Source organism: Streptomyces narbonensis, assembly GCF_014649015.1.
Classification (GTDB): Bacteria; Actinomycetota; Actinomycetes; order Streptomycetales; family Streptomycetaceae; genus Streptomyces; species Streptomyces narbonensis.
The window spans coordinates 396098-414493 of sequence record NZ_BMSF01000006.1; the positions used below are offsets into that span (position 1 = coordinate 396098).

Below are 18396 nucleotides of genomic sequence, written 5' to 3' on the forward strand. Positions count from 1 at the left end.
GACGCGCCCGCACCGGCACCCGCACCGAGATCCGCACCGGTACCCCCGCCGGCATCGACACCGGCACCCCGCCCGGGCCACCCGCCCGAGCCCGGTCACGGAACGGCTCACGAAGCCTTCCGGGCCCCGCGCGCGGAAGCGCGCACACCAGGACATGACGAACGGTCCGCCCCCTGTGCTCCGTCCACAGGCGGCGGACCGTTCTGCGTGTTCTGTCCACGGTCGTCGTCCACAGGCCTCCGTCCACAGGGGCGGCCCGCCCCGCGTGCAGCCGTTAGTGTGGGCCTCCGTCCGAGACGCACCCCACGCCCCCCGCGGGCGACCCCGGCCGGAGGGCCCGTAGCTCGATGTCCTCAACTCCTGAGTTTCCGCGACACGTCGTCACCGCCGTGCTCGTCACCCACGACGGTGCCCGCTGGCTGCCGGACGCCCTCGCCGGGCTGCTCGCGCAGGAGCGCCCCGTGCAGAACGTGGTCGCAGCCGACACCGGCAGCGCCGACGACTCGGCACGCCTCGTCGCCGAGGCCATCGGCGCCGACCGCGTCCTGCACCTCGCGCGCCGCACCGGCTTCGGCACCGCCGTCGAGGAGGCCGCCCGCACGGCCCCCGCCCTGGGACCCGAGGACCTGCCGTACCTGAAGCGCCCCAGCGGCTGGGACCCGGTCAGCCGGACGTGGAACGACGACGCCTACGACCTCCCCGAACTCCCGCACGGCGAACCGGTCCAGTGGCTCTGGCTCCTCCACGACGACTGCGCGCCCGAGCCCGGCGCGCTCGCCGAACTCCTGCGTGTCGCCGACTCCGACGAGTACGCCGCCGTCATCGGCCCCAAGCTGCGCGGCTGGTACGACCGGAAGCAGCTCCTCGAGGTCGGCGTCTCCATCGCCCACAGCGGCCGCCGCTGGACCGGACTCGACCGACGCGAGCAGGACCAGGGCCAGCACGACCAGGTCCGCCCCGTCCTCTCCGTCTCCACCGCCGGCATGCTCGTCCGCCGCGACGTCTTCGAGGAGCTCGGCGGCTTCGACCGCCGCCTGCCCCTCATGCGCGACGACGTCGACCTCTGCTGGCGCGCCCACTCCGCCGGCTACCGCGTCCTCGTCGCCCCCGACGCGGTCCTCCGGCACGCCGAGGCGTCCGCCCGCGAGCGCCGCACGGTCGACTGCGCGGGACGCACGGCGGCGAGCCCGCACCGCGTCGACAAGGCCGGCGCCGTCTACGCGCTCCTGGCCAACACCCGCGGCCGCGCCCTCCCGTACGTCCTCCTGCGACTCGTCCTGAGCACCCTGGTCCGGACGCTCGCCTCGCTCGTCGGCAAGGTGCCCGGTCAGGCGGTCGACGAGGTCACCGGCCTCCTCGCGACCCTCCTGCGGCCCGAGAAGATCCTCGCCGCCCGCAAGCGGCGCAAGAACACGGTGGTCGCGCCTGGCGAACTCCGCCCGCTCTTCCCGCCGCCGGGCGCGACGGTCCGCGCGGCAGCCGAACAGCTCGTGGCCAACATCGGCGGCTCGGAGGCGGACGCCGGCGGTTCCCGCCACGGCGTCGTCGAGTCGGGACCCGGCGGCGACGACGCCGACTACCTGGAGATCGAGCAGTTCGCCCGGCTCAAGAAGATCGCCCGCAAGCCCGGCCCGGTCCTCTTCGGCCTGCTGCTCCTCATCTCCCTCGTCGCCTGCCGCAACCTCTTCGCCGGCGGCTCGCTGGCGGGCGGCGCCCTGCTGCCGACCCCCGACACGGTCTCCGCCCTCTGGTCGCGGTACGCCGACGCCTGGCACGCGATCGGTACGGGCGGGACCCAGACGGCCCCGCCCTACCTCGGCGTCCTGGCCGCGCTCTCCGCGCTGTTCCTCGGCTCCACCGCGACGGCGCTGACGGTGCTGCTCGTCTGCTCGGTCCCGCTGGCCGGCTTCACCGCCTACTTCGCGGCCCGGCCGATCGTCGAGTCCAGGCTCCTGCTCGCCTGGGGCGCCATCGCGTACGCGTTCCTGCCGGCGGCCACCGGCGCCCTCGCGACAGGCCGGCTCGGCACCGCGATCCTCGCGATCCTGCTCCCGCTGATCGCGCGCGCGGCGGTCTCGGCCCACGGCTTCGACCGGCCCGACCGCGGCAGCTGGCGCGCGACCTGGGCCTACGCCTTCCTGCTGACCTTCGCGACGGCGTTCACCCCGATCGTGTGGCCGCTCGCCGTCCTCCTCGGCCTCGGCGTCCTCGTCGTCCACCGCTCCGACATCACCGCGTACGGGCTCCGCTTCCTCGCGGCCGTCGGCACCCCGATCCTCGCCCTCGCGCCCTGGTCGCTCTCCCTGCTCACCGACCCCGCGGCCTTCCTGCGCGAGGCCGGCCTCGACGTCCGTACGGGCACGGCCTCGGCGCTCGACCTGCTCGCGACGAGCCCGGGCGGACCCGGCACGACGGGCGGCCTCCTCCTGATCGGCCTCGTCCTCGCGGCGCTGGCCGGACTCCTGCGCGAGGAGCGCAGGTTCGCGGTCCTCGCCGCCTGGGCGGCAGCCCTCGCGGGCCTGCTCTTCGCGGTCCTCTCCAACGGCGCGGACGGCACCGGCTGGGCCGGTCCCGCCACGCTCGTCTACGGCGGGGCCCTCATCGCGGCGGGAATGATCGGCGCGGAGGGCGGACGCAACCGCGTCGCGGCCCACGGCTTCGGCTGGCGCCAGCCCGTCGCCGCCCTCATCGCCCTCGCCTGCGCGGCCGGCCCGGCCGTCGCCGCCGCGGGCTGGATGATCGGCGGCGCGGACACCCCGCTGACCCGGCGCGATCCGGTCCAGGTCCCGGCCTTCGTCGCCGAGGAGAGCGGCACCCGCGACCAGCCCCGCACCCTCGTCCTCGGCGGCACCTCGCCCGGCGAGGTCACGTACACCCTGGTCCGCGGCTCCGGCGCCCGCCTCGGCGACGGCGAACTGTCGGCCGCGGCCGAGGCCGACCCCCGCCTCGACGACGTCGTCGCCCACCTCGTCGCCGGCTCCGGCGCCGACCAGACCCAGGAACTGCGCGGCTACGCGATCCGCTACGTCCTCGTACGTGACGGGGCGCCGCGCCACATGAGCCGCGTCCTCGACGCGACCCCCGGCCTCAGCCGCCTGAGCCAGCTCGACGGCAGCGCGCTCTGGCGCGTGGACCGCGAGGTCGCCCGGATCATGATCGTCCCGCCGGCCACGAAGGACGCGGACGCGGCGAAGGAGGAGGCGACGGCCGATCCGGTCTCCGTCGCGGCGGGCCCCGTCGAGGCGCACACGGAGATCCCCGCGGGCCCCGCGGGCCGCGTCCTGCGGATCGCCGACCGCGCGGACGAGGGCTGGACCGCGACCCTCGACGGCAAGGAGCTGTCGAGGGCCACCGTCGACGACTGGGCGCAGGGCTTCGAGCTCCCCGCCCAGGGAGGCCGTCTCGACCTCACGTACGACCAGCCGCTCACCCACACCGTGTGGACCTGGACGCAGGTCGGCCTCGCCGTCGTCCTGCTCGTCCTCGCCCTGCCGGGCCGCCGCCGCGAGATCGACGACGACCTGCCCGAGGAGGAGACGGCGATCCCCGCGCAGGCGACCGACGGCGACGGCCGCCGCGCGCGCCGCCTCCGCGCCGCGGCGGAGGCGGAGGCCGCCGAGACCGGTGCCGATGACCAGGAGTACGCCCCGGCCCCCGTCCCCATCCCGGAACAGCAGACGTACGAACCCCAGGACCAGGCCGCGCACGAACAGTCGGCCCAGGAACAGGAACAGGCCTGGGACGGCTCCGGGTACGACCCGGCCTACGCCCAGGCCGCGCAGGCACAGGACCAGGGCACGGCGCAGGACGCGCCACACGCCCAGCCGTACGCGGAGCAGGGCTACTACCAGGAGTACGCGGCGGACCCGTACCAGCAGCAGTACACGTACCCCCAGCAGGGCTACGAGCAGCAGCCGCAGCAGTACGCGGACCAGGGCTACGAGCAGCAGCAGTACGACCAGCAGGCCCCGTACGAGCCGCAGCAGCCGCAGCAGCAGTACGACCCGTACGCCTACGGCTACGAGTACCCCCAGGGTCACGAGACCGAGCAGCGTCCCGACGGGAGCAGCAACCAGTGAAGCGCACGACCCTCTCCCTGATCGCGGTCGCGACGGCCCTCGCGGCGGTCACCGGCTTCGCCACCCTCACCACCCAGGACGGCCCGGCGGCCCCCGTCGCCAAGGCCCCCACCCGCCTGCCGGTGGAGCGCGCGGGCCTGGTCTGCCCGGTCCCGAGCACCTCCGAGGTGGCCGAGACCGTCTACACCTCGTACACCCCGGCGGGCACGGCCTCGGCGGGCGGCGCCACCAAGGCGGGGCAGCCCACGGCCCGGCTGCTGCCGGCGGCGAGCGGGGCCACGCGCGGCGGCTCGGGCGGCGGCAAGAAGCCCAAGGCCCCGAAGGCCCCCGCGACCGTCACGGCCCCCGGCAAGCCCGTGACGGCCGAGGCGAACGGCGCCGCGGTACCCGCCCTCACCGGCTCGGCGACCGGCACCCTGGCCCCCGGCTGGACCGTCCAGCAGACGACCGTCGTCACGGCGGGCGGCGCCCGCGGCCTCCTCGGCCTCACCTGCGGCGCCCCCGACACGGACTTCTGGTTCCCGGCGGCCTCCACCGCCAAGGAGCGCCAGGACTACGTCCACCTCACCAATCCGGACGACACGGCGGCCGTCGCCGACATCGAGCTGTACGGCCCCGAGGGCGCCCTCAAGTCCCAGTTCACCGAGGGCATCCCGGTGCCGCCCCGCTCCACGGTCCCGGTCCTGCTCTCCACCCTCACCGGCGAGGCCGCCCAGCGGGACGTCACCGTCCACGTCACCACCCGCAGCGGACGCGTCGGCGCGGCGGTCGGCGCGGCCGACGAGAAGCTCGGCAGCGACTGGCTCGCCGCGGCGGCGGACCCGGCGAGCAGCGCGGTGCTCCCCGGCATCCCGGCCGACGCGACCTCCGTACGGCTCGTGGCCTTCGTCCCCGGCGACGACGACGCCGACCTCAAGATCCAGCTGGCCACCCCGACGGGCACGATCGTGCCCGCGGGCGCGGGCAGCGGCACCCTGCACGTGAAGTCCGGGATGACGGCCGCCATCGACCTGCCGGGCCTCACCCGGGGCCAGGCGGGCTCCCTGCTGCTCACCCCGAGCGACCCGAAGAAGCCGACCCCGGTGGTGGCCGCCCTCCAGGTGGTCCGCGGCAAGGGCGAGAGCGCCGAGATCGCGTTCCTCCCGGCGACCGCGGCGATCTCCGCCCGCGCGACGGTCGCCGACAACCGTGCCAAGGCGTCGACGCTCGCGCTCACGGCGACCGGCTCGGACGCCCAGGTCAAGATCACCGCCTCGGCGGGCTCCCGGGGAGGGACGCCGACGTCGAAGACGGTCACCGTCAAGGCGGGGGCGACGACGGCCCTGACCGACCTGGTCCCCGGGGGCGTCAAGGGCGGCTACGCGCTGACCGTGGAACCGGTCTCGGGCGGCAAGGTGTTCGCGTCGCGGACGCTCGCGCTGCCGGAGGACGGCGTCCAGATGTTCACGGTCCAGCCGCTCGCCGACGACCGGGGCACGGTCGAGGTCCCGTCGGCGCGCCAGGACCTCAAGGTCCTCGGAAACTGAACGGGGCGGGGGGAGACCCTCAAGGGTGAAGTGACCACCCTTGAGGGCGAGATTTCCATCCCACTCGTCCCGGCGGCCCTCCTGCCCGGCCCGGAGCTCAGTCCTGCCCGTACCGGGGGTCGACCGACTCGGGGGAGAGCCCGAGGAGCTCGGCGACCTGCTCCACGACCACCTCGTGGACGAGCAGCGCGCGCTCGTCGCGGCTCTTCGAGCGGATCTCGACAGGCCGCCGGTAGACGACGACCCGGGCGGGCTCGCCCTTCTCGGCGGGCGCCGAACCGCCGAGCGGCACCGTCTCCTCCGAGACGGAAGGCGGCACCTCCATCACGAGGAACTCGATGTCGGCCAGCTGCGGCCAGTGCCGTTCGAGGCGCTCGACCGAGTCCAGCACCAGATCGCGGAAGGTGTCGGCCCGACTCGAGGAGAGCGGCACCTGGGGCGGGGCGACGGGCCCCCGCATCCCGCGCCCGTGACGGTCGCGGCGGCGGACCCGAGGCTCCGCCGGGGGCTCCGTGGAGGGGGGCGAGGAGTTCGGCGGCACAGGACTGTCCATCACTGACGCAGCGTAACCCTCCTAGGTGTTTCCGCACTGTGGCGGATCCTCGCCACCTTTCCCCGCGCGAAGGCCCCCACTGTCGAAACCTGAACATTCCGGCCGCTCGCGCGCCTGAATCGACAGCGTGTCGCGATCGGCCATCTGGCCGTGGTTGACCGGATTTGTATCCCCGACTGTCCGGATCACCTCCTGCCCCCAACGCCGTGCGCCCCCTCCCCCGCAGGTCAGCGCCGCCCTGGCGCGAACGGGGGTGGCGGAGGTCACAACGCGACACGGGGGAGTGACCTGAGGGAGAGTCGTCGCGGCCCGGTCAAGAGTGCGGTACCGTCCAACGTCGTGAGCCCTGTACGTCGCTGTTCGCGCACCGCGTGCGGCCGCCCTGCCGTCGCGACACTGACGTACGTCTATGCCGACTCGACTGCGGTCCTCGGCCCGCTCGCCACCTACGCCGAGCCCCACTGCTACGACCTGTGCGCCGAGCACAGTGAGCGCCTCACCGCGCCACGCGGCTGGGAGGTGGTGCGGCTCACCGACGGTTCCGCCCCCGCCCGCCCCAGCGGCGACGACCTCGAAGCCCTGGCCAACGCGGTACGGGAAGCGGCCCGCCCGCACGAGCGCGCGGCCGAGGCCGGCGGCAAGGGCGGCGGAGGCCGAGGCGGAGACCCCATGGAGGTCGGCCGCCGCGGACACCTCAGAGTGCTCCGTTCGCCCGACAACTGACGCCAACCGGCCACTGTCCGCGTCCCCCTCATCCGCTCCGGGTAGTTTTGGCGTTCCTACGCGCGCCGCACACGCGTGCCGAGAAACTCAGGAGGGTGGATCCGTGACTGTCGATCTGTCGCAGATCGTGAAGGCGTACGACGTCCGCGGAGTGGTACCGGACCAGTGGGACGAGCAGCTCGCCGAGCTCTTCGGCGCCGCCTTCGTACGGGTGACGGACGCGGACGCGATCGTCGTCGGCCATGACATGCGCCCCTCGTCGCCCGGTCTCTCGGCCGCCTTCGCGCGTGGCGCCGCCCGCCTCGGCGCCGACGTCACGCTCATCGGGCTCTGCTCCACCGACCAGCTGTACTTCGCCTCGGGCAGCCTCGGCCTGCCGGGCGCGATGTTCACGGCCTCCCACAACCCGGCCCAGTACAACGGCATCAAGATGTGCCGCGCCGGTGCCGCTCCCGTCGGCCAGGACACCGGCCTCGCCGACATCCGCGCCCTCGCCGAGCAGTGGACGGAGACCGGCGCCCCCGAGGCCGCCGCCACCCCCGGCACGATCACCGAGCGCGAGACGCTCGACGACTACGCCGCCCACCTCAAGGGCCTCGTCGACCTCACCGGCATCCGCCCGCTGAAGGTCGTCGTCGACGCGGGCAACGGCATGGGCGGCCACACCGTCCCCACGGTCTTCGACGGCCTCCCGCTCGACACCGTCCCCATGTACTTCGAGCTCGACGGCACCTTCCCGAACCACGAGGCCAACCCCCTCGACCCGAAGAACATCGTCGACCTCCAGGCCCGTGTCCTCGCCGAGGGCGCCGACCTCGGCCTCGCCTTCGACGGCGACGCCGACCGCTGCTTCGTCGTCGACGAGCGCGGCGAGCCGGTCTCCCCGTCCGCGATCACGGCCCTCGTCGCCGCCCGCGAACTCGCCAAGAACCCCGGCGGAACGATCATCCACAACCTGATCACCTCCTGGTCCGTCCCCGAGGTCGTCCGCGAGAACGGCGGTGCCCCGGTCCGCACCCGCGTCGGCCACTCCTTCATCAAGGAGGAGATGGCGAAGACCGGCGCCATCTTCGGCGGCGAGCACTCGGCGCACTACTACTTCAAGGACTTCTGGAACGCGGACACGGGCATGCTCGCCGCGCTCCACGTCCTGGCGGCCCTCGGCGGCCAGGAGGGCACCCTGTCCGACCTGGTCTCCGTCTACGACCGCTACGCCTCCTCGGGCGAGATCAACTCCACGGTCGCCGACCAGACGGCCAGCACGGCGAAGGTCAAGGCGACGTACGCCGCCGAGGACGGGGTCACCTTCGACGACCTCGACGGCCTCACGGTCACGTCCGCCGACTGGTGGTTCAACCTCCGTGCCTCGAACACCGAGCCGCTGCTCCGCCTCAACGTGGAGGCCCGCGACGAGGCCACCATGACCAAGATCCGCGACGAGGTCCTGGCCCTGGTCCGCGGGACCGCCTGACATCACCCCACCGGAGGACGAGGGGCCCGGCCACCGAGCCGCGCCCCCCGTTCCCCGGCGGTAGGCTGACCTGGCCCGAAGGGCAGCACCACCACCGTTTGTTCGAAGGGACACCCCATGCCGCTCGAAGCCGGCCTCCTGGAGATCCTGGCCTGCCCCGCGTGCCACGCTCCGCTGAACGACCGCACGGCGGACGAGACCCCCGAACTGGTCTGCACCGGCACGGACTGCGGCCTCGCGTACCCGGTCCGCGACGGCATCCCGGTCCTCCTCACCGACGAGGCCCGCCGCCCGGCCTGACCCACGGTGCTCCCCGCCCCGAGCCCCCTGACACCCGGCCCCGGAACAGACCGCACACCCGCACCCCAGGGCCCGGGTCACAGAACGACGCCCACGGGAAGCCCCGTCCCACCCCACGGCCCGTGGGCGGAACCGGACCTGCGGGCCGCTCCGGCTTCTCGGGCCGGCGTGGTCTCCCGGGCTGCTCTGGACTGTCGGGAGGGTCTGGTTACGCGGGCGAGGGGGGTCCCTCGTGCCGTTCTGGACGGTCGGGTCGGCTTGGATCCACGGACCGGCCCGGACCGCGGGACTATCCCGGACTGTCGAACTGTCCCGGACTGCCGGACTGTCTCGGACCGTGGGACTGTCCCGGACCGTCCGGCGGGCCTGGATTGTCGGACTGCTCTGGATCCTCACGCGGGCCTGGCCCCACGGGCTGACCTGGACCGCCGAGCCGACCTGGACCCTCGCGCTGAACTGGCCCCCCAGGCCGACCAGGCCCCCGAGACCGCCTCGGCCCCCGAGACCGCCCCGGCCCCCGAGCCCAACCCGGCCCCCTGCGCCGACCCGCTCGGCACCGACACCCACCCAGTCGTCCCTGCCCACGGTGAGGCACGGCGCGCGGCCACCGGGCGAGGGACGCACGCCGACGCCGACCGGCCGAGCCGTCCGAAGCCCCCACGTATCCACCCCCGCCAGGCCACCGCCCCGGGGCGCAGCAAGGTGCAGCCCGCCCCGACCCACCGGGGCAGGCCCACCGCGCCGGGGCGCCCCGAGACCGCCGGCCCGCACGATGCCGCGCAGCGGCAGCCGGCACCGGTTTCCGCACCCGGTCGCAACGCCGCGACCGAAGCCAAAGCCAAAGCCGAAGCCAAAGCCGAAGCCGAAGCCGCCGGACCCGTGCAGCCGGACTCACGGGCGGCCCTCACACCGCCGACCACGGGCCCGCACCCCAACCCGCCATCCCCGGAGGGCCCGCCGCCGACGGCGAGCACCACCCCCAGGAGGGCCCGCACCAATCCCTTCCCACCCGCACCACCCGTGCGGACGGGACCGCAGGAAGCCCCGGCGAAGGCAGGGGACGCCACCACGAACACCGCCGGCACCGGCTCCGCACCACCAGGAACCCGCCCACAGACACCCCGCACCCACCCGGGAGGCACCGCCACATGCTCGACGAGACGCTCCTCGACGCACCGGACGCCCTCGCCCTGGCCGACCGCCGCGGCCTCCTGCGCGGCGCCGCCGAAGCCGGAGCCCGGGTACGGACGGCCGCCCGCCACGCGAGCGAGGCCGGCATCGCCGACCTGCACCCCGAAGGCCGCCCCCGTGCGGTCCTGGTGGCGGGCCCCGGCACCGCGGCCGCCGGCGTCGCGGACCTGATCGGCGCCCTCGCGGGAGCCTCGGCCCCCGTCGTACGGCTCCAGCCGACCGGCGTCGCCCCCGCGGCGGGCGCCCTGCGCTGGGCCCTGCCCGGCTGGGCGGGCTCGGTCGACCTGCTCCTGCTGCCCACCACCGACGGCTCGGAACCCGGCCTCGCACTCCTCGCCGAGCAGGCGTACCGCCGCGGCATCACGGTCGTCGCCGTCGCCCCCAAGGCCTCCCCGCTCGCCGAGGCGGTCGGCGGCTCGCACGGCCTGTTCGTCCCGATGGCCACCGCACCGAACGAGTCGCCCGACGAGTACGCGGAGAGCCTCGCGGCGAGCCCGGGCGCCCTGTGGGCCCTGTTCACCCCGCTGCTCGCCCTCCTCGACCGGGTCGGTCTGGTCGACGCGCCGCCGGAGGCCCTGGAGAAGGTCGCCGACCGTCTCGACCGGACGGCCGAGCGGTGCGGCCCGGCCATCGCCACGTACAGCAACCCGGCCAAGACGCTCGCGGCCGAACTGGCCGACTCGCTCCCGCTGATCTGGACCGAGGGCTACGCGGCGGGCCCCGCGGGCCGCCGCTTCGCGAGCGTCCTGGCCGAACTCGCGGGCCTGCCCGCGCTCGCCGCGGAACTCCCCGAGGCCCTGCCCGCGCACGGAGTGCTCCTCGCGGGCGACTACGCGGCAGGTGCGGACCCCGACGACTTCTTCCGCGACCGGGTGGAGGAGTCACAGGCGCTGCGCGCCAGGGTCGTCCTGCTGCGCGACAAGCCGGGCGGTCTGACCGCGGCCCCGGCGGCCAGGGAGCTGGCCCTCGGTCACGAGACGGCCATCAGCGAACTGGAACCGGAGGAGGGCGGCGACCTCGAAACCCTCGCCGAGCTGCTCGCCGTGACCGACTTCGCCGCCGTCTACCTGGCCCTGGCGACCCCGGGCCACCCGGACCACAGCACCCACTGACCGCCCACCTGACCTCTCCCCCCACACGCACAGCGCACGGCCCCACGCGCAACCCCTCCCACACCCAACGCGTCCACCACCCTGTCACCACCCGGCCCCCCGCCCCGTCACCCACCCGTCACCCGCCCCCTGTCACCTGTCATCCGACACCCCTCACCACCCGTCACGACTCCGAGGAGCTGGCAGGCACCATGGACCGCCTCGTCAACACCGTCCGCCCCTACGCCTGGGGATCCCCGACGGCCATCCCCGAACTCCTCGGCGTCGCCCCCACCGGCGAACCCCAGGCCGAGATGTGGATGGGCGCCCACCCCGGCGCCCCCTCCCGCACCGAGCGCGGCCCGCTCAACGAGGTCGTCGACGCCGATCCCGTACGCGAACTGGGCAAGCCCGCGGTCGACAAGTTCGGTCCGCGCCTCCCCTTCCTGCTCAAAGTGCTCGCCGCCGGCGCCCCGCTCTCCCTCCAGGTCCACCCCGACCTCGACCAGGCCCGGGCGGGCTTCGCCGCCGAGGAGGCCGCGGGCATCCCCGTCGACGCCCCGCACCGCACCTACAAGGACGCCAACCACAAGCCCGAACTGATCTGCGCCCTCACACCCTTCGAGGGCCTGTGCGGATTCCGCGCCCCCGCCGCGGCCGCCGACCTCATCGCGGAGCTGGGCGTCGACTCCCTCAAGCCGTACGTGGACCTCCTCCACGCCCACCCCGAAGAGGCGGCACTCCGCGAGGTCCTGACGGCCCTGCTCACAGCCGACCGCGAGGAGATGGCGCACACCGTCGCCGAAGCCGCGGCCGCCGCGGAGCGCCTGGGCGGCGACCACGCGCCCTTCGCGAACCTCGCCCACCACTTCCCTGGCGACCCGGGAGTCATCGCCGCCATGCTCCTCAACCACGTCCGGCTCCAGCCGGGCGAGGCGCTCTACCTGGGCGCCGGCGTGCCGCACGCCTACTTCGACGGCATGGGCGTCGAGATCATGGCCAACTCCGACAACGTGCTGCGCTGCGGCCTCACCCCCAAGCACGTCGACGTCGCCGAACTCCTGCGGGTCGTCCGCTTCGAGTCGAACGACCCCGCCGTCCTGCGCCCCGAGGCCTCCCCCATCGGGGAGGAGGTCTACGACGCCCCGATCGACGAGTTCCGCCTCTCCCGTTTCGTACGGGCCGAAGGAGCCGCGCCGACCGACGTCACCGCCCCGACCCCGCAGATCCTGCTCTCCGTCGCGGGCCGCCCGAAGGCCGGCGAGGTCACCCTCGCCCCCGGCGAGTCCGTCTTCGTCCCGGCGGGCGAGAAGACCGAAATGTCCGGTGCGGGTACGGTCTTTCGCGCCACCGTCGTGGCCTGATGCGAGAATGACCGGCCGAACCGCGGCGACAGTGCCGGAGCATCGACGAAGGGACCCCGTACACCCATGAGCGCGTCAGGCGGAACCAAGGCGATCGTGGCGGCACTCGCCGCCAATCTCGCGATCGCCGTAGCCAAGTTCGTGGCGTACCTCTTCAGTGGGTCGTCCTCGATGCTCGCGGAGAGCGTGCACTCGCTCGCCGACTCCGGCAACCAGGGCCTGCTGCTCCTCGGCGGCAAGAAGGCCCAGCGCGAGGCGACCCCGCAGCACCCCTTCGGCTACGGCCGCGAGCGGTACATCTACGCCTTCCTCGTCTCGATCGTGCTCTTCTCCGTCGGTGGCATGTTCGCCATCTACGAGGGCTACGAGAAGATCCACGACCCGCACGAGATCGAGGCCTGGTACTGGCCGGTCGGCGTCCTCGTCTTCGCGATCATCGCCGAGTCCTTCTCCTTCCGTACGGCCATCAAGGAGTCCAACGAGGTCCGCGGCGGCCTCTCCTGGACGGAGTTCGTCCGCCGGGCGAAGGCTCCCGAGCTCCCCGTCGTCCTCCTGGAGGACCTCGGCGCCCTCGTCGGCCTCGTGCTCGCCCTCGGCGGCGTCGGCCTCGCCCTCGCCACCGGCAACGGCGTCTGGGACGGCATCGGCACCCTCTGCATCGGCGTCCTGCTGATCCTGATCGCCATCGTGCTCGCGGCCGAGACCAAGTCGCTGCTCCTCGGCGAGTCCGCCGGTGTCGACGACGTCAAGAAGATCGAGGCGGCGGTCGTCGACGGCGACACCGTCACCCGCCTCATCCACATGCGCACCCTCCACCTCGGCCCCGAGGAGCTGCTCGTCGCGGCCAAGGTCGCCGTCCGCCACGACGACACGGCGACCGAGGTGGCGAACGCGATCAACGCTGCCGAGGAGCGCATCCGCGCGGCCGTCCCGATCGCCCGGGTGATCTACCTGGAGCCGGACATCTACAGCGCGACCGCGGCCTCGGCGGGCCAGAACCCGGCCAAGGCACCGGGCGGCTCCGCCCACTGACCCACCGCGGCGAGGCCACCGACGCCCGCCGCCCCCACCACCAGGCGGCACCAGGCCCCCGCGACCCCCATGGTCCGGGGGCCTTGCGCATGCGTACGACCATCGAGTGGATCAGGCCAGAACGGGCCGTGGCTGGCCAGAACTGACGTGAACCGGTCCGAACTGCCCTCGACGCGGACTGTGGGCCGCCCCTCCTGTCGGTGTAGATTCGAGATCAGCCAGACGTCGCTGCTGATGGCGGTCGGGCGGTCCAGAGGACCGGCCGAGGGAGAGAGGGCCTCCGACGACGGCACCGTGGAAACCCCGGGCATTCGTGTGTCCAGGCCCTGCCGTGGTGCCCTGCGCCTTCAACCGACCCTCGCACCCGAATCACCCGAGGAGCAGCACAGTCATGACGACTGCCGCCCAGCAGGACTTCAAGGTCGCCGACCTCTCCCTGGCCGTCTTCGGCCGCAAGGAGATCACCCTCGCCGAGCACGAGATGCCCGGCCTGATGTCGATCCGCCGCGAGTACGCGGAGCAGCAGCCGCTCGCCGGCGCCCGCGTCACCGGCTCCCTGCACATGACCGTGCAGACCGCCGTCCTCATCGAGACGCTCGTCGCACTGGGCGCCGAGGTCCGCTGGGCCTCCTGCAACATCTTCTCCACCCAGGACCACGCCGCCGCGGCCATCGCCGTCGGCCCGAACGGCACCCCGGAGAACCCCCAGGGCGTCCCGGTCTTCGCCTGGAAGGGCGAGACCCTGGAGGAGTACTGGTGGTGCACGGAGCAGGCCCTGACCTGGCCGAACACGCCCACCGGCGGCCCGAACATGATCCTCGACGACGGTGGTGACGCCACCCTCCTCGTCCACAAGGGCGTCGAGTTCGAGAAGGTCGGCTCCGCCCCGGACCCGTCCACCGCGGACAGCGAGGAGTACGGCCACATCCTCCGTCTCCTCAACCGCACCCTCACCGAGAACCCGCAGAAGTGGACCCAGCTGGCGTCCGAGATCCGCGGCGTGACCGAGGAGACCACGACGGGCGTCCACCGCCTGTACGAGATGCACCGCGACGGCGCTCTCCTCTTCCCGGCGATCAACGTGAACGACGCCGTGACGAAGTCGAAGTTCGACAACAAGTACGGCTGCCGCCACTCCCTCATCGACGGCATCAACCGCGCCACCGACGTCCTGATCGGCGGCAAGACCGCCGTCGTCTGCGGTTACGGCGACGTCGGCAAGGGCTGCGCCGAGTCCCTCCGCGGCCAGGGCGCGCGCGTCATCATCACCGAGATCGACCCGATCTGCGCGCTCCAGGCGGCCATGGACGGCTACCAGGTCACGACCCTGGACGAGGTCGTCGAGACCGCCGACATCTTCATCACCACGACCGGCAACAAGGACATCATCATGGCCGCCGACATGGCCAAGATGAAGCACCAGGCCATCGTCGGCAACATCGGCCACTTCGACAACGAGATCGACATGGCCGGCCTCGCCAACACCGCCGGCGTCGTCAAGGACGAGGTCAAGCCGCAGGTCCACACCTGGACCTACCCCGACGGCAAGGTCCTGATCGTCCTCTCCGAGGGCCGCCTGCTGAACCTCGGCAACGCGACCGGTCACCCCTCCTTCGTCATGTCGAACTCCTTCGCGGACCAGACGCTGGCCCAGATCGAGCTCTTCACGAAGCCGCAGGAGTACCCGACCGACGTCTACACGCTGCCGAAGCACCTGGACGAGAAGGTCGCCCGCCTCCACCTCGACGCCCTCGGCGTCAAGCTGACGACCCTCCGCCCCGAGCAGGCCGCCTACATCGGCGTCGAGGTCGACGGTCCCTTCAAGCCGGACCACTACCGCTACTGATGCCCCGGCCGACGGCGCCCGCGCGCTGACGCGACGCCGTCCCGGACACCCGTAGAGGATTCAGGCAGGCCCCCCGCACCCCCGTGCCGGGGGGCCTGCCCCGTCCAGCCCTCCGCTACCGCCCCTGGAAGCGCCCCCTCCCGAGGACCGACCCATGCCCCGCGGCCGATATTCGCTCCATGACCCGCACGACCACACCCCCCTCGGTGAAGAACACTTCCACTGCGCCCCCGGCCCCTCCGGCTGGCGCTACGTCTCCCAGACCGTCACCCCCTCAGGCGACCACCTCGGCTCCGTCGACCTGGCCGTCGACGAACTCGGCCGCCCCATCCGCCTCGAACTCAACGCCGCCGGCTGGCAGGTCCGCGGCGCGGCCCTCGACGGCGTCACCTGGGTCCGCACGGACCCCACAGGAACCCACGCCACCGAAGGCAATGTGCGCGCCCACGCCTTCACCGGCACGTCCCCGGCGTTCCTCGTCGCGATCACGCGACTCCTGCGTCTCACCCCCGATTCCCCCGAGACCCGCCTCAGGCTCGTCGCCTTCACGGATCCGGTGCTCGCCCCCCTCACGGTCGACCAGTCCTGGGCCCTGCTGAAGAGTGAAGCGCACGCCACTGACAACGGCCCCCTGATCGTCGACGAGTACCAGGTCAGCACCCTGGACACGGGGGAGCGGCACACCGTCCACATCGCAGGCGACGTGGTCCTCGCAGCCCCCGGCATCGAGCTCGAGGCCCTGGAGACACCGCCCTCGGTCTTCCCCTGACCGTCAGGCGGGCGGGGCGAACCCGGTGGCCCGAGGTCCGCTCTCCCCACCGCCCGGCACCACAGGGGGCAGGACGACCGGAGCGGGAACGGCCGGAACAGCGGGAACGGCCGGAACAGCGACGCCGGCCACAGAGGGAGCAACAGCCACACCCTCCCCCGACGGGGCGAACGCCCGCCGGGAGTCCCGTGCCTGCCGCTCGGCGACGACCCCCGCGAGATACGCGTCGGCAGGCACCCCCGGCGGCGGAGGCGTCCCGGTCAGCGTCACGAGCTCGTCGGCAAGCCGCTCGGCGAGCCGCCGCCCCACGAACGGGTCCAGCTCACGCGCCCGCGTCAGGTACTGACGTATCTCCAGCCACAGCCTCTCCGGAACAGCGGACAGATCGAGCTCGGCGAACCGACCGACGAGCCACGGCGGCGGCGGGGGCACGGCAAGGGCCCGCGCCGCGGGTATGCGCTCCCGCACGACGAGGGTCCCGGCGAACACGTCACCGAGCCGCCGCCCCCGCTCCGACACCAGCGAGGCGATACAGGCGACGACCCCGAAGGTCATCAGGATCTCCACGACCCCCATGGCCCCCCGCACCAGCGCGTGCCGGAACCGGACCGGCCCCCCGTCGTCCCGCACGACCCGCAGCCCACAGGCCAGCTTCCCCAGCGACCGCCCGTGCGTCAGCGTCTCCACCGCGATCGGCGCCCCCACGAGCACGAGCAGGAAACTGGCGATCGACAGGGCCGTCGTCGCGGCCTCGTCCAGGGACGCCGTCGCCAGGGCGAGCCCGATCATGACCAGCAGATAGACGGCCCACACGACGGCGAGATCGATGAGCACCGCCAGCGCCCTGCTGGGCAGCCGTGCCGGCTGCAAACCCAGGACGACGGCGTCCCCCGTCACCACCCCACTCACGGCGCCCACCTCTCCACGACTCTCCGAACGCCAGTCTGCCAAGCTGACCCGCAGCGCGCCGCAGTAGTACGGACCTGTCCGCAGCAAGTGCCGGGAGCAGCAGCCGATCATGGACCTCGACGTCTACGTCACCGCCCACCGCGCCGAGTGGGAACGCCTCGACCACCTCCTGCGCAGGGGCCGCAGGCTGACCGGCGCCGAAGCGGACGAGCTCGTCTCCCTCTACCAGCGCACCGCCACGCACCTCTCCATCGTCCAGTCCACGGCCCCGGACCCCCAGCTCACGGCCCGTCTGACCCAGCTCGTCGCGCGGGCCCGCGCGACCGTCACCGGCACCCGCCGCTCCTCCTGGCGCGACGCGGCCCGCTTCCTCACCGCCGGCTTCCCCGCGGCCGTCTACCGCTCCCGCCACTGGTGGATCCCCACCGCGGTCCTCTCGACCCTCCTCGCGGTCCTCATCGGCTGGTGGATCGGTACGCACCCGGAGGTCCAGGCCTCGATAGGCGCCCCCACGGAACTCCGCGAGATGACCCGCCCCGGCGGCCAGTACGAGACGTACTACTCCAGCCACCCGGCGGCGTCCTTCGCGGCCCAGGTCTGGACGAACAACGCCCAGGCCGCGGCCATGTGCCTGGTCCTGGGCGCGTTCCTCGGCATCCCGGTGCTGGGGATCCTCTTCCTCAACATGCTGAATCTCGGCGTCGGCATCGGCCTGATGTCCTCCGCGGGCCGCCTCGACGTCTTCCTGGGCCTGATCCTTCCCCACGGCCTGCTCGAACTGACGGCGGTCTTCGTCGCCGCCGGCACGGGCCTCCGCCTCGGCTGGACCGTCATCGACCCGGGCCCCACCACTCGCCGCGCCGCCCTCGCGGAACAAGGACGCGCGGCCCTCGGCATGGCCATCGGCCTGGCCCTGATCCTCTTCGTCTCGGGCCTGATCGAAGGCTTCGTGACCCCCTCCGGCCTGCCGACCTGGGCCCGGATCGCCATCGGCATCGGCGCTGAGCTGGCCTTTCTCGCCTACGTCTACATCCTGGGCGGCCGCGCCTCCCGAGCCGGTGCCACCGGCGACGTCGAGGAACCCGACCGCAGCGCCGCTCTCCCCACCGCGGCCTGATGTGCGGAGGCCCCCTCTGACCTGCTAGCCTCCTCCGGTGCCCACAAAAGCCATTGACATGGCGGCTGTGGGGAGGTAGATTCAAACGGTTGCCTGGAACTGGACAGTTCGGCAGCGATCAAGTAGAGTCATACTCGCTCCGGTCGGGAATTCATTCCCCGGAGTCATTCCGATTCTCATCCGAATCACGAAAGCCACCGATTAGGTCGGCCGAAATGAATCTGATAAAGTCGGAACCGCCGAAAGGCCCCCGGAGTGAAAACAAAAGGGACCGGAAAGCACCGAGGAAATCGGATGGAAAACATCTGATAAGCTTCGGAACGAAGGAAAAGCCCGGAGGAAAGCCCGCGAGGGTGAGTACAAAGGAAGCGTCCGCACCTTGAGAACTCAACAGCGTGCCAAAAATCAACGCCAGATTAGTTGAT

General features: G+C 73.0%; 14 protein-coding genes. 11 read left to right on the forward strand and 3 right to left on the reverse strand.

Annotated elements, in window-relative coordinates:
• The first annotated feature begins 347 nt into the window (after nt 1-347).
• Together IE124_RS14470 and IE124_RS14475 are read left to right on the forward strand one after the other, a co-directional pair.
• Nucleotides 348-4079 (forward strand): glycosyltransferase family 2 protein, encoded by a 3732-nt coding sequence (locus tag IE124_RS14470; RefSeq protein WP_189508113.1) that lies wholly within the window; start codon nt 348-350, stop codon nt 4077-4079.
• Nucleotides 4076-5605 carry a DUF5719 family protein gene (locus tag IE124_RS14475; protein WP_189508114.1) on the forward strand — a complete coding sequence of 510 codons (1530 nt, stop codon included), beginning with the start codon at nt 4076-4078 and terminating at the stop codon, nt 5603-5605. The genes IE124_RS14470 and IE124_RS14475 overlap by 4 nt, the downstream gene beginning before the upstream one ends.
• Nucleotides 5606-5702: 97 nt before the next feature.
• On the opposite strand, the gene IE124_RS14480 is transcribed toward IE124_RS14475, so the two are convergent.
• Nucleotides 5703-6158: a metallopeptidase family protein gene (locus tag IE124_RS14480; protein ID WP_189508171.1), complete on the reverse strand. Its 456-nt coding sequence runs from the start codon at nt 6156-6158 to the stop codon at nt 5703-5705.
• A 288-nt stretch (nt 6159-6446) separates the two neighbouring features.
• On the opposite strand from IE124_RS14480, the gene IE124_RS14485 reads away from it, so the two are divergent.
• The 8 genes from IE124_RS14485 to IE124_RS14520 all read left to right on the forward strand — a co-directional run bounded on the left by IE124_RS14485 (nt 6447) and on the right by IE124_RS14520 (nt 15945).
• On the forward strand, nt 6447-6881 hold the full coding sequence (locus IE124_RS14485; protein WP_079037939.1) for a DUF3499 domain-containing protein: 435 nt from the start codon (nt 6447-6449) through the stop codon (nt 6879-6881).
• A 103-nt stretch (nt 6882-6984) separates the two neighbouring features.
• Nucleotides 6985-8352, forward strand: coding sequence for a phosphomannomutase/phosphoglucomutase (locus IE124_RS14490; protein WP_189508115.1), 1368 nt, complete (start codon nt 6985-6987; stop codon nt 8350-8352).
• 117 nt (nt 8353-8469) lie between these two features.
• Nucleotides 8470-8652: a Trm112 family protein gene (locus IE124_RS14495; RefSeq protein ID WP_030221689.1), complete on the forward strand. Its 183-nt coding sequence runs from the start codon at nt 8470-8472 to the stop codon at nt 8650-8652.
• A gap of 1148 nt (nt 8653-9800) precedes the next feature.
• Nucleotides 9801-10955: an SIS domain-containing protein gene (locus tag IE124_RS14500; RefSeq protein WP_189508116.1), complete on the forward strand. Its 1155-nt coding sequence runs from the start codon at nt 9801-9803 to the stop codon at nt 10953-10955.
• A 191-nt stretch (nt 10956-11146) separates the two neighbouring features.
• Nucleotides 11147-12298, forward strand: a complete 1152-nt coding sequence (gene manA, locus IE124_RS14505; RefSeq protein WP_189508117.1) for a mannose-6-phosphate isomerase, class I — start codon at nt 11147-11149, stop codon at nt 12296-12298.
• A gap of 66 nt (nt 12299-12364) precedes the next feature.
• Nucleotides 12365-13330 carry a cation diffusion facilitator family transporter gene (locus tag IE124_RS14510; RefSeq protein ID WP_189508118.1) on the forward strand — a complete coding sequence of 322 codons (966 nt, stop codon included), beginning with the start codon at nt 12365-12367 and terminating at the stop codon, nt 13328-13330.
• 391 nt (nt 13331-13721) lie between these two features.
• The gene (gene ahcY / locus IE124_RS14515; protein WP_189508119.1) at nt 13722-15176 is read left to right on the forward strand and encodes an adenosylhomocysteinase; all 1455 of its coding nucleotides are present in this window, start codon (nt 13722-13724) and stop codon (nt 15174-15176) included.
• Between the two features lie 154 nt (nt 15177-15330).
• Nucleotides 15331-15945: a hypothetical protein gene (locus IE124_RS14520; RefSeq protein WP_189508120.1), complete on the forward strand. Its 615-nt coding sequence runs from the start codon at nt 15331-15333 to the stop codon at nt 15943-15945.
• A gap of 3 nt (nt 15946-15948) precedes the next feature.
• On the opposite strand, the gene IE124_RS14525 is transcribed toward IE124_RS14520, so the two are convergent.
• A complete protein-coding gene (locus tag IE124_RS14525) occupies nt 15949-16854 on the reverse strand; it encodes an RDD family protein (RefSeq protein WP_229832450.1) in 906 nt (301 codons plus the stop codon).
• Nucleotides 16855-16963: 109 nt separating this feature from the next.
• Between IE124_RS14525 and IE124_RS14530 the strand changes: the two genes are divergently transcribed.
• Nucleotides 16964-17971: a stage II sporulation protein M gene (locus tag IE124_RS14530; protein ID WP_189508122.1), complete on the forward strand. Its 1008-nt coding sequence runs from the start codon at nt 16964-16966 to the stop codon at nt 17969-17971.
• 151 nt (nt 17972-18122) lie between these two features.
• On the opposite strand, the gene IE124_RS34885 is transcribed toward IE124_RS14530, so the two are convergent.
• Nucleotides 18123-18396 (reverse strand): hypothetical protein (locus IE124_RS34885; protein WP_229832451.1); only part of this gene is annotated, 274 nt, incomplete at its 5' end.

Coding starts and splice junctions, on each gene's coding strand:
- IE124_RS14470 (WP_189508113.1), top strand. CDS start 348: ATGTCCTCAACTCCTGAGTTTCCGCGACACGTCGTCACCGCCGTGCTC.
- IE124_RS14480 (WP_189508171.1), bottom strand. CDS start 6,158: ATGGACAGTCCTGTGCCGCCGAACTCCTCGCCCCCCTCCACGGAGCCC.
- IE124_RS14495 (WP_030221689.1), top strand. CDS start 8,470: ATGCCGCTCGAAGCCGGCCTCCTGGAGATCCTGGCCTGCCCCGCGTGC.
- IE124_RS14500 (WP_189508116.1), top strand. CDS start 9,801: ATGCTCGACGAGACGCTCCTCGACGCACCGGACGCCCTCGCCCTGGCC.
- manA (WP_189508117.1), top strand. CDS start 11,147: ATGGACCGCCTCGTCAACACCGTCCGCCCCTACGCCTGGGGATCCCCG.
- IE124_RS14510 (WP_189508118.1), top strand. CDS start 12,365: ATGAGCGCGTCAGGCGGAACCAAGGCGATCGTGGCGGCACTCGCCGCC.
- ahcY (WP_189508119.1), top strand. CDS start 13,722: ATGACGACTGCCGCCCAGCAGGACTTCAAGGTCGCCGACCTCTCCCTG.
- IE124_RS14520 (WP_189508120.1), top strand. CDS start 15,331: ATGCCCCGCGGCCGATATTCGCTCCATGACCCGCACGACCACACCCCC.
- IE124_RS14530 (WP_189508122.1), top strand. CDS start 16,964: ATGGACCTCGACGTCTACGTCACCGCCCACCGCGCCGAGTGGGAACGC.